The sequence below is a fragment of the Sphingomonas sp. genome (assembly GCF_035998645.1).
In the GTDB taxonomy this organism is placed as follows: Bacteria; Pseudomonadota; Alphaproteobacteria; order Sphingomonadales; family Sphingomonadaceae; genus Sphingomonas.
In genome coordinates this window covers 782,474-796,670 of the sequence record NZ_DASYHL010000005.1, presented here as the reverse complement: position 1 = coordinate 796,670, position 14,197 = coordinate 782,474, and the positions used below count along the sequence as shown (strand labels likewise).

10 protein-coding genes are annotated in these 14,197 nt (G+C 63.7%); 8 read left to right on the top strand and 2 right to left on the bottom strand.

Annotated features, from left to right (window positions below):
* The first annotated feature begins 214 nt into the window (after positions 1–214).
* The 8 genes from VGN66_RS17475 to VGN66_RS17440 all read left to right on the top strand — a co-directional run bounded on the left by VGN66_RS17475 (position 215) and on the right by VGN66_RS17440 (position 11,985).
* Positions 215–754, top strand: a complete 540-nt coding sequence (locus VGN66_RS17475) for an RNA polymerase sigma factor (RefSeq protein WP_327520297.1) — start codon at positions 215–217, stop codon at positions 752–754.
* Positions 751–1,776 carry a FecR family protein gene (locus VGN66_RS17470; protein WP_327520052.1) on the top strand — a complete coding sequence of 342 codons (1,026 nt, stop codon included), beginning with the start codon at positions 751–753 and terminating at the stop codon, positions 1,774–1,776. Before VGN66_RS17475 ends, VGN66_RS17470 begins: the two co-directional genes overlap by 4 nt.
* A gap of 111 nt (positions 1,777–1,887) precedes the next feature.
* Positions 1,888–4,875, top strand: coding sequence for a TonB-dependent receptor (locus VGN66_RS17465; RefSeq protein ID WP_327520051.1), 2,988 nt, complete (start codon positions 1,888–1,890; stop codon positions 4,873–4,875).
* A 13-nt stretch (positions 4,876–4,888) separates the two neighbouring features.
* On the top strand, positions 4,889–8,086 hold the full coding sequence (locus VGN66_RS17460) for an amidohydrolase family protein (protein ID WP_327520050.1): 3,198 nt from the start codon (positions 4,889–4,891) through the stop codon (positions 8,084–8,086).
* A 27-nt stretch (positions 8,087–8,113) separates the two neighbouring features.
* On the top strand, positions 8,114–9,643 hold the full coding sequence (locus VGN66_RS17455) for an amidase (protein WP_327520049.1): 1,530 nt from the start codon (positions 8,114–8,116) through the stop codon (positions 9,641–9,643).
* A gap of 435 nt (positions 9,644–10,078) precedes the next feature.
* Positions 10,079–10,351 carry a hypothetical protein gene (locus VGN66_RS17450; RefSeq protein WP_327520048.1) on the top strand — a complete coding sequence of 91 codons (273 nt, stop codon included), beginning with the start codon at positions 10,079–10,081 and terminating at the stop codon, positions 10,349–10,351.
* 3 nt (positions 10,352–10,354) lie between these two features.
* Positions 10,355–11,125 carry a histidine phosphatase family protein gene (locus tag VGN66_RS17445; protein WP_327520047.1) on the top strand — a complete coding sequence of 257 codons (771 nt, stop codon included), beginning with the start codon at positions 10,355–10,357 and terminating at the stop codon, positions 11,123–11,125.
* Entirely contained in the window at positions 11,122–11,985 is an 864-nt protein-coding gene (locus tag VGN66_RS17440) for an NAD(P)H-hydrate dehydratase (protein WP_327520046.1), read from the top strand. The genes VGN66_RS17445 and VGN66_RS17440 overlap by 4 nt, the downstream gene beginning before the upstream one ends.
* Positions 11,986–12,007: 22 nt before the next feature.
* On the opposite strand, the gene VGN66_RS17435 is transcribed toward VGN66_RS17440, so the two are convergent.
* A complete protein-coding gene (locus VGN66_RS17435; protein WP_327520045.1) occupies positions 12,008–12,694 on the bottom strand; it encodes an MgtC/SapB family protein in 687 nt (228 codons plus the stop codon).
* 151 nt (positions 12,695–12,845) lie between these two features.
* Complete coding sequence (gene chrA / locus VGN66_RS17430) at positions 12,846–14,036, bottom strand: chromate efflux transporter (protein ID WP_327520044.1); 1,191 nt, start codon at positions 14,034–14,036, stop codon at positions 12,846–12,848.
* Positions 14,037–14,197 lie beyond the last annotated feature (161 nt).

The following is a 14,197-nucleotide window of genomic DNA, read 5'->3' as shown; positions in this document are numbered from 1 at the left end:
GGCCATGACCCGCCTGTCTGCTCTCGCCGTAACCGGCCAGGCGACACCGGGCTTCAGTTCTGGTGGTTTCGGAGAGTGGCAGGTGCTTCTGAAAAATTTACCGTGAGTCCCGGCATCGGCCAGATCTATTAGCACGATTCAAGAAGCTGCTCATCCGCGCCAACTCTCAAATTGCTGCAAAAGGAAGGGCGGAGAATTCGATGCCGTGCGTCTAATGGCCCACGGAATAGCGATGAGAGGTTGTGTGGCCGCTGCGTATGGAAAGGATGTCGTCGAGCTCAGCCGGGAACTTCGTCCTGCGCTGATGGCTTTCTTTCTGCGGCGCGTGCACGATCATGCCGAGGCGGAGGATCTGACGCAGGAAGTGTTCTCGCGGATCGCGGCCCAGCCGGATGTGGCGATGCGCTCGGGCAGCGCCTACCTGTTTCAGGTTGCAGCAAACCTGCTGCGCGATCGCGCGCGGCGGCAGCAAGTGCGGCGCAACTACCGTGAAACCCTGGGGCAGATCGACGGCGAGGCGATCGAACTGATCGATCCGTTCCGCGTCACCGCCGCGCGCGGCTCGATCGCGATGCTGCGCGCTGCTCTGGATGAACTCGATCCGACGACATCGGCGATTTTCGTTCTGTATCGGCTGGAATATATGAGCAAGGACGTGATCGCGGAGAGCTTCGGGATTAGCGTGCGGACCGTCGAGAAGCACCTGGCCAAGGCATTGGCGCGACTGACGATGCGGATGGGGGATGCACTGTGAGCCCGCGCGGACCTTCGCCCGAGCGGTTCGAAGCCGCTGCGGTGTGGTGCCTGGCATTGGCGGAAGGGCCATTGTCGGATGAGCGGCAGCGCGCGTTTGACGAATGGTTGGCCGCTAACCCCGAAAACCTGACTGCATTCGAGCGGTCAACGAGCCTGTGGCAGCAGATGGGCGAGGCAGCGGCGTCACCCGAGTTCGCAGACGTGCGTGAGCGCGCGCTGGCGACATTCCGCCGCCGCAACCAGTGGCGCTGGGCACGGCGACCCGTTGCAGGTCGGGTGATCACGGCTGCAGCTGCGATGCTGATTGCACTGGGTGGCATTGGGTGGTGGTGGCAGAGTGCTCCGGAAATCTATCGTACCGGCGTTGGTGAGCGCCGTGTGGTGATGCTGGACGACGGATCGCGCGCGTCGCTCGATGCCGCAACCGAAGTGGATGTGCGGATGCATGGCGACCAGCGCGAGCTGCACCTGGTCGCCGGGCGGGCAAAGTTCGACGTCGCCAAGGACCCGCTGAAACCGTTCAGCGTGCGGGTGGGTGACAAGCTGGTCGTGGCAACTGGTACCTCGTTCAGCGTGGAGATCGTAAACCGAAAGCTCCACGTCATTCTTTACGAAGGCAGGGTTGTGGTCATCGACCGACCGATGGGGGCAGAATTACCCGCCGCGGTGGCGCCGGCATCGGGCGATGTTGATGAACCGATGGCCTTGACCCCGGGTCGCGAGCTAGTGGTGGACATCGCGGGTCGCTCGCCGTCACGATTGGGCAAAGCCGACCCAGTCCGGTCTCTCTCCTGGGAGGGGGGGCAGTTGGTCTTCGAGGATGAACCGCTGGGCCTCGCCGTGAACCGGATCAATCGCTATTCGGCGCGGCGCATCGTGCTCAAGGGCGCAACCGGGCAAATGCGTGTGAACGGGGTGTTCAACACCGGCGATGTCGAGGCCTTCGCGACCGGGGTCGAGGAAACGCTGCCCGTGCACGTGATACGCGAACGCGACGTCGTGACGATCACACCGCAATAGCTTGGCCTTTTTGGCCCGCTCATTTTTCTTGGATTGGCCCGGGCGGGAATTCGAACATGGCGCGTCTTATCCCCCCAGGCGCACCACGATGCCGGTTCAGGGGGACTTGCAATGACCATGACACGCAACATCAATCCGGCACTCTGTTCGATTGCGGCGATCGCGCTGGCTCTGCCCGTGGCAGCGGTCGCGCAGGTTCAGACCTATAGCTTCAACATCCCCGCGCAGGACCTGGCTTCGGCGTTACGGCAGTTTGCGCAAACCTCTCGGCAGCAGGTTTCCTTCAGCGGCGCGACCGTGCGGGGACTGCGCAGTGTGCCCTTGCATGGCGCGCACAGTGTCGATGGAGGGCTGGGTATCCTGCTGCGCGGCAGCGGCCTGACCGTTCGCCGCGCCGGGCGGGTTCTGGTGATCCAGAAGGCAGAGGCGAGTATCTCGCCCGTGTCGACGCAAGCGTCTGGCGGGCGCACGCCGGGTGACACGGCCCAGCAACAGGAGTCGGCGAGCGAGGCTGATACGCGCGATACCGAGATTGTCATCTCGGGCTCACGCATCGACCGTCCGGGATTTGAATCTCCCACTCCGCTTACCCGAGTCAGCGCCCAGGAGCTGAGCGTCGCAAGCCGCGCCAATGTCGGTGCAGCGCTTGCGGACTTGCCCCAGTTCAAGGCGGGGCAGTCGCCCCAGACCTCCGGCACCAACGCCCAGGCCGGGCGCATGCCGGTGGACTTGCGCGGCTTGGGCGCGGCGCGCACGCTGGTCCTGCTCGACGGGCGCCGGTTCGCGAGCGATAACGATCTCAGCACCATTCCCTCGGTGCTGGTGAAGGATGTCGACATCGTCACCGGCGGCGCATCGGCCGCCTGGGGTTCGGGCGCGGTCGCCGGCGTGGTCAATGTCCTGCTCGACCATGACTTCAAGGGTGTGAAGCTGGGCGCGGAAGCCGGCATCTCCACCTATGGCGATGCGGGACAGCGTCGGCTGGAAGCCGCGTTCGGGACCGAATTCGACGGCGGTCGCGGTCACTTCATGGTCGGTGGCGAATATCTCGAAAACGACGGGCTGATGACCAAGACGGCGCGCGAGAATACCGGCCGCTGGGTGCTGCTGACCCAAAATGGCGTTTCCACGCTGACGCCCAATGTCGGCTACGCCAACGCCTTCATCGGCGGGATCATCACGTCGGGCGTGCTCAAGGACAGGGGGTTCAATCCCGACGGCAGCCTGCGCACACCCTCGCTCGGTACCGCCATCGGCGCCAACATGATCGGCGGTGAATCGCCCTCGGACGACGATTACAGCCCGCTCGCCACGCCGCAGAAGCGGATCGCCGCGCTCGCCAATGTCTCTTACGAGGTTTTCGACAATGCAAAGCTGACGGTCGAGGGGCGCTATTCGCGCTATTGGGGCAATTACACGTGGTTTGGTGACCATAACCGCGGCAACATCACGATCCAGCGGGACAACGCATTCCTGCGTCCAGAAATTCGCGCGCAACTCGATGCGGCCGGCCAGACGAGCTTCACGATGGGCCGGTATAATTCTGACCTGTCGTACACCTCGATCGACGTCGCACGTGAGGCGTATCAGGGCACGGTCGCGCTCGATGGCAGCTTCGGCGGTGGCACATGGCGCTATGGCGCTTATTACAGCTATGGCGAATACCGCAACGACATCGACACGCCCGGTTTTCGCAAGACGGTTGAATTTGCCAATGCGGTCGACTCGGTGATCGGGCCGGGCGGAACGCCCGTCTGCCGGATCGCGCTGACCAATCCCGCCATCAGTTGCGTGCCGCTGAACCTGTTCGGCGAAGGCGCACCCTCGGCGGCGGCCATCGCCTATGTCACGGGTACGCCGAGCCTGCGTTCCACCACGCGGTTGCACACATTCGGCGCCGATTTGCGCGGCGAGCCGGTCGAGCTGCCCGCGGGGCCGGTGTCGATCGCCGTGGGCGTGGAGGGCCGCTGGGAATCGATCGAGTCGGTCGCCGGTGTACTGGACCGTCAGCGCGTATTCGCGACATTCCAGTTCGGTGACCTTTCCGGAAAGGACTCGGTCAAGGAAGCGTTCGGCGAGGTCGTGATCCCGATCCTCAAGGGCGTGCCCTTGCTCAACAAGCTCGAGTTCAACGGCGCCGCGCGCTATTCCGACTATCGCAACAGCGGCGGCATCTGGGCGTGGAAGCTGGGTGCCACGAACGAGTTCCTGCCCGGCGTGGTCGGCCGCGTGACGCGCTCGCGCGATATTCGGGCGCCCGGTCTGAGCGACCTCTACACCACCCGGACGCAAAGCTATGTCGGCGTGGTCGATGTCAATCCGGTGACCGGCGTCAGCCAGAGCGTGACCGCGCAGGTCATTGGTGGCGGAAACGCTAATCTGCTGCCTGAGGCGGCTGATACCTGGACGGCGGGCATTACCACCTCGCCGCTGCGCGGCTTGACCGCGTCGCTCGATTACTTCGACATCACGATCAATGGCGTGATCGCATCGGTGGGGGCGCAGGACGTGATCAATCGTTGCCGTGCCGGAAACGAGGATCTGTGCGGGCGCATCAGTCGCGATGCCGGCGGGAATCTGATCGAGGTGCGGGCGGTCCCGGCCAATCTTCAGCAATACCAGACAAACGGCGTCGACGGCGAGATCGCCTACACCACCACGCTCGGCGGCGACCCGTCCAAAAGGCTCAGCTTCCGGCTCGTCGGCACGTGGGTCAACAGCCTCACGATCGACGACGGCATCACCACGGTCGAATATGTGAAGAACACCAGCTACGCGTTCGTGACCGGCATGCCCGACTGGCGGATCAACGGTAGCATCGGCTATTCCCACAATGGCTTCAACGCGGTGGTGCGCGGCCGCTATATTGCTCCGGGCTATTACAACCGGAACCAGAACATCACGAACAACCGGGTTCCAGCCTATGCCTATGTCGATCTGCAGTTGAGCCAGACGATCGCGGCTGGCGGGCGTGAGCTGGACATCTACGCCAACGTGTCGAACCTGCTCGACAAGGATCCGCCGATCGCCTCGCTGTTCTCGCCCTTCTACGATACGATCGGCCGGTTCGTGACGGTCGGCGCGCGTATCCGGCTGTAAGGGGACCATAGCGATGAAGCGCCGTTCGTGCATTCACGCGGCCATCGCCGGGATGGCGGCGGCCGCCGCCCCGGGCATCGCCCAGGGTCAGCCGGTCGAGCGGCTGCAGTTCGAAGCACGCGAGGCGACATGGATGGCGCCCGATGTGTCGCCCGACGGGAACACGATCCTGTTCGACCTGCTCGGCGACATCTATGCGCTCGACGCCGCCGGCGGTGCGGCGCGGCCGCTGCTGACAGGCGATGCGCTCGAGACCCAGCCGGTGTTCTCACCCGATGGCCGGCAGATCGCCTATATTTCCGACAAATCGGGGGCGGCCAATCTGTGGGTGGCGAATGCCGACGGGAGCAATGCGCGCAGATTGTCGAGCGACACCGATCCGGCGATCTATTCCTCGCCGGGCTGGTCGCCGGACGGGCGCTTCATCTATGTCTCGCGCACGGTCCACAATATCCTGGCGTTCGAACTCTTTGCCTATAGCGCGCAGGGCGGATCGGGAATCAAGGTCACGCAAGCGCGACCGACTGGAACCGAGGGCCATGCGGACCGCATCAATACGTTGGGCGCGGTGGCGTCGCCCGAGGGAGCCTATCTCTATTACGCGCGCAAGACCGGCGGGTTGTGGTCGGACAAAGTGCTGCCGCATTGGGAGATCGTGCGGCGCACGCTCGCCACCGGCGTCGAGGACCGCATCATCACCTCGCCTGGCGCGGCGATGCGGCCTGCCTTGTCGCATGACGGCAAGCAGATCGTTTATGCCAGTCGCTCGGGCGCGCAGACCGGGTTGCGCATTCGCGACCTCGCGACCGGAGCGGATCGCTGGCTGAGCTTTCCGGTCGATCCGGACAGCCAGATGGGCGGTTATTATAACGACCTCGTGCCGCGCGTCGTATTTCTGCCGGGCGACAAGGAAGTTCTGACAGCGATCGACGGCAGATTGACGCGCATCCGGGTCGCCGATGGGGTGCGAACAGCAGTGCCGTTCACGGCGCCTGTCGATCTCGCGGTGCGCGCGAATACGCGGGTCGAGGTGCCGGACGAGACCGGGCCGGTGCGGGTGCGGGTGATCCAGGCCCCGCGTCTGTCGCCGGACGGCCGGTTGATCGCGTTTGGCGCGCTCGGCACGCTCTACATACAAGATCGCGCAGGCGGGATGCCGCGCGCGGTTGCGGGCGTCGAGGGTATGGCCTTCCAGCCAGCCTGGTCGCCCGACGGCCGGACTTTGGTGTATGTAACCTGGAGCGGCGAGGGCGCTGGCGGCGGTGCGCTATGGGCAATTCCCGCATCAGGGGGCAGGCCGCGGCGGCTGTTGCAGGCTCCGGCCTATTACAGCGAGCCGAGCGTATCGCCCGATGGGAGGTCGGTCGCGGTGCTGCGCGCAACCAGTATCGAGCGGCTGCAATCCGCGTCCGACCTTCAGGCCAGTCGGCCAACCGACATCGTGCTGCTCCCGATGGCGGGCGGCGAGGGGAGGGTGGTCGCCAGCAAATCGGGCATCAAGGCGCTGTCGTTCGATGCGAAGGGCGACTGGCTGCGCTACATGAGCGGGCCGTCGGTCGAGGCGGTGGCGGTGCAAAGCGGCGCGCTGCGACGCGTGTTCGACCTGCGCGTGCCCAACTCCAATCGCTATTTCAATGATAACCAGACCCCGCCCGAAGATATCCGACTAAGCCCGGACGGGACGCGGATGCTGGTCAAGGCGGCGTCGCAAGCCTGGCTGCTGGAGGTGCCGCCATCCATTTCGGCTGATCCGCAGGCGCTGGAGCTGTCGCGGCCAGCCGTGTTCGGCGTGCGGTTGACCGATATCGGCGCCGACTATCTCGATTGGTCCCGCGATGGGCAGACCGTGATGTGGTCGCTCGGCGCGAGCGTTCGGACGATCGATCTCGCGCAGGCGACGCGCCTCTCCAAAGGGGTTGCCGAGGCGCAGGCAGCGAACATCGAGGCGGTGGTCGAACTGCCGCGCGATACGCCCAAGGGGACGATCGTGTTGCGCGGCGGCACGGCGATTACGATGCGCGGCGACGAGGTGATCGCCGGCGCCGACGTGGTGATCACCGACAATCGCATTGCTGCGATCGGGAGGACCGGCACCGTCACCGTGCCTGCGGGCGCCACGATCCTCGACGTGACCGGTAAATACCTGACGCCCGGCTTCGTCGATACGCATGCGCATTGGTTCGAACTGCCGCGCCAGGTGCTCGAAGTGAACCATTGGAGTCTGCTCGCCAATCTCGCTTATGGCGTGACCAGCGGGCTGGACGTGCAGCCGTTCACGGTCGATGTGTTCGGCTATCAGGACATGATCGACGCCGGGATCATGGTGGGACCGCGCGCCTTCTCGACCGGCCCGGGCATCTTCGTGAACAGCGAGATCAACTCGGCAGCTGAGGCCCAAGCCGTGTTGACGCGCTATCGCGACTATTATCGCACGCGCAATCTGAAGGCGTATCTCGTCGGCAATCGGGCGCAGCGCAAGCTGGTGGTCGAGGCATCGGGCAAGATGGGCATGATGGCGACGACCGAGGGCGCCAGCGACTTCAACCTCAATCTGACCCACGCGATCGATGGCATGGCAGGCAATGAGCATAATCTGCCGCTCACGCCGCTGCGCGAGGATGTCGTGAAGCTCTATGCGTCCTCGCGCATCGGATATTCGCCGACCTTCGGCGTGCTCTATGGCGGATTTGCGCCCTATGACGACCAGGTGATCGCGAGCGCGATCGACCAGGATGCCAAGCTTGCGCGTTTCGTTCCGCCAGGCATCATCGAGGGCAAGATGCGCAACCGCGTGTGGACGCCGCCCATCGATCGGTCCTTCGCATCGTTTGCCGCTGACGCGTTGCGCATCCGCAAGGCCGGCGGGCTGATCGGAATCGGCAGCCACGCGGTCATCCAGGGCCTTGGCTATCACTACGAGATGCGCTCCTATGCGCAGGGCGGCGCGACCCCGCATGAAGTGCTCCGCGCCGCGACGCTCGAGAGCGCCGAGGTGATCGGTCGCAAGGCGCAGATCGGCAGCCTCGAGCCCGGCAAATATGCCGACATCCTGATCCTGAGCGCCAATCCGCTGGAGTCGATCGAGAATGCGGCGGCGATCGACAAAGTGGTCAAGAACGGTCGCCTCTATGACGCAGCAACGCTCACCGAAGTGTGGCCGCGAAAGAAGGCGATTCCCGATCGCTGGTTCACCAAGGCACGGCGCAACTGAACGCGCGAGGATAGACGAGAGATGAAGATGACCCGGCGTACGCTTTTATCCGCCGCTCCGGCAGCAACAATTGCCAGCCAGCTATCGGCCCGCCACGCCGGTGCAGCCGGAACCCGGAGCGACATCCTTGGCATGACCGCCGTCGATCTGGCGGCTGCGATCCGGCGGCGCGACGTGTCGAGTCGCGAGGTGATGACCGCGCATCTGGCTCGTGTCGACGCGCTCAACCCCCGCTTCAACGCCATTGTCTCGCGCGTCGATCGCGACCAATTGCTGCGTGAGGCAGCAGCGCAGGACGAGGAGGCCGCGAAGGGCGCGTTTCGCGGTCCACTGCATGGCTTTCCGCATGCCGTGAAGGACACGGCGCCAGCGAAAGGGATCGCGCACACGCAGGGCTCGCCTCTGCTGCGCGACAATATCGCAGCCGCGGACTCGCTGGTGGTCGGACGGATGCGCGCGGCAGGAGCGATCTTCACGGGCAAGACCAACGTGCCGGAATTTGCACTTGGCTCGCACAGCTTCAACCCGGTGTTCGGCGTGACACGGAACGCCTACGATCCGAGCAGGTCAGCGGGGGGCAGTTCAGGCGGCGCCGCGGTCGCGCTGGCGCTGTGCATGGTCCCGCTCGCCGACGGCAGTGATTTCGGCGGATCGCTGCGCAATCCGGCGGCGTGGAACAACGTCTTCGGCTTCCGTCCATCATTTGGGCGCGTGCCGTCGGCGCCTTCAAGCGACGTGTTTGGCCAGACCTTTGCGACTTCGGGGCCGATGGCACGGACGGTGCGCGACACTGCGCTGTTGTTGTCGGTTCAAGCCGGAGCGGATCCGCGCGCGCCCTTCTCCCTCAGGGACGATCCGGCGATCTTCGCGACATCGCTCGAGCGCGAATGGAAGGGCAAGCGGATCGGTTGGCTCGGCGACCTGCAGGGTGCCTTGCCGATGGAGGCGGGAGTGCTTGAAACGTGCGAGAAGGCGCTCGCGGCGTTCCGGGCAATCGGGATGCGGGTCGACGCGGCGAAGCTGGACGAACCCGCTGATGCGATGTGGCGGACCGCAGTGACATTGCGCTACGGCTCAGTCGGGCCGGATCTGATTTCCTTTGCCGAACGGCCCGAGCAGCGCGCGCAAATGAAACCGGAAGCGCTTTGGGAGGTCGAAGGATATCGCAAGCTGACCGCGATCCAGATCACGCAGGCGCAGATAGGGCGCACGCGCATCTTTGAGGCGTTCCGAAAGGCGTTTGCGACGTTCGATTTCCTCATCCTTCCCACCGCGCAGGTGTTTCCGTTCAAGGCCGACCAGCGCTGGCCGACTGAGATCGCCGGACGGAAAATGGACAGCTATCATCGCTGGATGGAAGTCACGTTGCCTGTAACGATGGCCGGATTGCCCGCGCTGTCGGTGCCGGCGGGTTTTGGGGGGCGCGACCAGTTACCGATCGGGATGCAGATCATTGGACCGGCACAGGCTGATCTGGCCGTTCTGCAGATCGGCCATGCCTATGAGCTTGCCTCACCCTGGATCAAGCGCGCCTTGCCGATGGAACCCGGGACATAATATGCTTTGCGATCAACGCCCTTAACCTTTGCAGGTGCGTCGCCTCAGGTCAGCATGGCCCGTTGATCCAAATCCCGCTTTTTTGCTCAAAACGCGCTTTGCGGTAGACGTATCTTGAACTGTCGCTCTGGTTTTGGGCGCGACCGGTGCAACGATCCAAATTGGTGGCCTTGGTACGGCATTTCGGCGTGCCTGACGACACCTCGGGACAGGAAATTAGTCGCTCAGAAAGAGGCTCGGTCTAGGCCCCGCACAAGGCTGGTACGACCCGTGCTAGCGGCTGGTGCGCACGAATTTGACAGTCGCCTCACGACCAACCGACGCAGAAGCACCAACGATTGAAGTCGCACCGTTCAGGCTCGGGAAGTCTTTGGTCGCATCGATTGCGAATCTCGCGCGTTGTTCCAACCGCAATAGACGCAGTGGAGAGCGACCATGGACGACACCCATACTAAAACTCAGTCCAGTCCCAATCAATCGACCGAACCCGGCGAGAAGGGCCTCGCGCCGAACAGCGAGACGCAGACGCAGCCCAGCCCCAATATCTCGACTGAGAACCAAAAGGAGGGAGATGCGCGTAGCCCAAGCGACACGCTCGATCGGGGCCAGCAGACCGAAGGCGGCCAGCCACCCGAAGATGTCGAGGATCGTCCAATAGTCGGATCGGTCACGCCTGACGATTACCCCAAAGATCAACCGGACCATTAAGCGATGAGCGCCAGCCGGTGGCCGTCGCGGTTGTGGCTGATCCGTCATGGGCAGAGTGCGGGCAATGTCGCGCGCGACGCTGCGACTGCGGATGGGCTGCATCGCATTCCCCTCGACGTTCGAGATGTCGATGTGCCGCTTTCATCGCTCGGGGAAGATCAGTCGCGCGCGCTGGGTGCGTGGTTCGCACGTGGCCAAGGCGGTGGCGTGCCCGACGTCATTCTATCCAGCCCCTATTTGCGCGCGCTCGATACAGCGCGGCTTTTCCGGGACGCGGGTGGTGCCGCGTCCGATGAAGCAATCTGCTCCGATGAACGCCTGCGCGAAAAGGAGTTCGGTATTCTCGACGGGTTGACCGTGGCGGGCATTCACGCCGAAGCTCCACAACAGGCTGAGTTTCGCCGGCTGCTGGGGAAATTCTATCATCGGCCACCAGGCGGCGAAAGCTGGTGCGATGTCATTTTCCGCCTGCGCGCGCTGTTGGATACCGTTTCGCTTCACCACGGTGGGCGTAACGTGATGATCGTAGGCCACCAAGTCGTTGTTCTATGCCTGCGCTATATCCTCGAGAACTTGAGCGAAGCGGATATTCTGGCGATCGACCAGGCTGGCGATGTCGCGAACTGCTCGGTAACCGAATATGCCTATGATCCGACCAGCGGAAAAGACGGCGGATTGACGTTGGTGCGATACAATGTGACCGCACCAGTCGAGGATTCTGCCGCTGCGCGGGTGACCCGAGCACCTGACGCGATGGTCGGCGCCCGGGGATGATCGCGCTCGATACCGCATGGGGCACGGCCCATCCGCTACCACCGCCGCAAGAGGGCACCGACAAGAATGAACGTGGTCGCGTACTGACGGTTGGTGGTTCGACCACCGTGCCAGGTGCGTTGTTGCTCACCGGTGAAGCGGCCCTTCGGGCAGGCGCCGGCAAGATCCAACTGGCGACGGTGTCCACCGCCGCTCTAGGATTGGGTCTGCGCTTTCCCGAGGCTGCGGTGTATGCGCTCGCGATCAACGCCGACGGCGAGTTGGCGGCAGGAAACGCGCGAGAGATCGTTCACTGGATGACGTTGAACGACGCGCTGGTGCTTGGGCCCGGCACCAGCCAGAAAGCTGATGGCGCTGACCTTATTGCCGAGATCGCACGATCAGGCGCCAAGATGCCGCTATTGCTCGATGCTGCGATGCTGCATTTCCTTCCCCGGGTGGTCGAAGAGATCGTGGCCTATAGCGGTCCAAAGATACTGACCCCGCATCCGGGCGAGATGGCCACATTGATGAATTGCGCGCCGGAGGATATTTGCTGCGAACTGACAGAGGCAGCCGCAGCGCGGTTCAACGCCACTGTGGTACTAAAATCGTCATGCACCTGGATCGCGACACCGGGGCAGCCCAGCGTGCTGTACGATCAAGGCAGTCCGGGCCTCGCCACTGCGGGCTCGGGCGATGTTCTAGCCGGCATCATTGGTGGTCTGCTCGCGCGACAGGTGCCAGCGCACGAAGCCGCGGCGTGGGGCGTATGGGTTCATGGCGAAGCCGGACGCAAACTCGCCGAGGAAGTTGGCGTGCTCGGTTTCCTCGCGCGCGAAATTCTTCCACTTGTGCCTTCGTTGCTGCGATACGAGTAGCGCCGCGCGCCAGCCCTGACCTTCACTCGTTATCAGGCAAATAGTCGAACCCGGTCACGTCAGGATGTTGGCGCACCAGGCTTGAGAAGTTTTCAATCTGGTGATCGCGGGTGGTGCTCAAGGTTGCTCCGAATTCAAGCGTCTCCCCGTCCATCCGCAGGTTAGTGGTCGCCAACTGGAAGCCAGCTTCCTGCAATTGTGCCTGGAAGTAGTCATCGGACAACATTGCGTCGCGTCGGTACCGGATCTTAATCCGGACATAGCGCCTTTGCGGCAGGAATTTCTCTGACACCGTAACGGCAGACAGGACGACTAGGGTCGCAACCGTTCCGGCAGCGGCTAGGCTGTAGAAGCCGACCCCGAAGAGCATACCCAATGTCGCGGTGGTCCACAGCGAAGCCGCAGTAGTCAGCCCTCTGACGTTTAGCCCCTCCCGGAAGATGACCCCGCCGCATAGAAAGCCGATGCCCGTCAGGACACCATGCGCCATGCGGACGGGGTCAATGCGGATGACGTCTGAGGGGGTGTCGCTCAGCCACTGTACCTGATGGACTGCTGCCAGCATCAGCAATGCCGAGGACAGACTGACCAATATGTGGGTACGAAAACCCGCCGGGCTGGCGCGATACTCGCGCTCCGCACCAATAATCGCGCCAGCAATAATCGCGCCAGCAATGGGCATTGCCAAGTCCAAATCTAGCAGGTTCATCCATGCCCTCCGTCCACACGATCAGCGTCGCGGCATATCACAATCATCAGCCCCAACATGGCGACAAGGCATGAGGCAATCGGCCAGCCTGCAGTCGGCGCAATACCAAGGTGACCGTGCTTTCCAGCCTGTCGATGTTCATTCTGCTCACTCACGGCATAAGCAGCAGGCCGATCAACGCTCCCGATACGACGGTCGCTGGCGCGACCCAACTGCCCTTGGCACGCCACACAACGAGTAGTGCGCCACCGAACAGGATCGCCGACAAAGCGGGATTGGTGATGCGGCCAGCGGTCGCCATACCAAGTTCGATGCAGGTGGCGGCGATCACGCCGACGACTGCGGCAGCGACGCCTGCGAGCAGTTTGTGCAGCGCCGGATTTTCGACCAGCGCTTCCAGGCGCTCGAACAGAATCAGCGAGAATGCAAAGGCGGGCAGGAACATCCCCGCGGTGATCGCCAGCGCCCCGCCTAGGCCGCCGGCCACATAGCCGGCAAAGGTCGCGAAGATCACGAGTGGGGCGGGCATCACGCCCGCCAGCGCAACCCCGTCGAGGAAGGTCGCGTCGCTGATCCAGCCGCGTCCTACGGTATCCGTCCGGACATAGGGAATTGCGGTATAAGCTCCGCCAAAGGTCAGCAGCCCGCCTTTGAGACCTGCGATAAGCAGGGCTGTGAGCGTTACCGGGTCCCGCGGCAGATCGGCGGGACCGACAGCGGACAGGTCGAGGTATCGAGTGCCAATCGCGGTCAGGATCGCAACGACGACCACGCCCCAGGCGGCCACCGGACGGTGCGACAGCGCGTAGGTCAACCCGGCGGCCACCAGCGGAATCCAGAAGGGAACTCCGATAAGAGTCGCGAGCAGGCTAGCGAGCGTGATCGCGCCAAGCAGCCAGGTTTCGAGGATGTGCCCCCCAATCCTGACGACCGCGCGTAAAATGACTGCGAGCACCACGACCTGAACGCCTAACAATGCGCCCGACAGGCCGGCATTGCCGGCAATCCAATTCACATAGAGCCAGCCAGCCGCCAGCATCAGCAAGAGGCCGGGCAGCATGAAACCCAGCCCCGCGAGCAGGCCGCCGATGCGTCCGCGTGCGATCATGCCGAGATGGACGCACAGCTCATGCGCCTCGGGGCCGGGGAGCACCTGCAGCACAGCGAGAAGCCGGTTGAACCGCGCGGAGCCGATCCAGCGTTCCTGTTCGACCAGCGCCTGTCGCAGCATCGCAATTTGCGCGACCGGACCGCCAAAGGCGAGCGCACCGAACCTCAGAAACTTGAAGAACAGTGCGGAGAGACTGAGTTGCGGCGGGCCAACGCCATCTGATCCGGTCACGCGCGGTCGCTCCGCGCAGAATTGGTCGTCTGTGCACGCCCGTTACCGCTTGCATCACGGCACCATGGATAAAGCGTGTCACCCATCAGCATGCCTGCCTGACGCTGTTGGAGATCGTCCCTGGAGAGCCAGAACAGTCGCAGCGAGGGCGCGAGGAGACC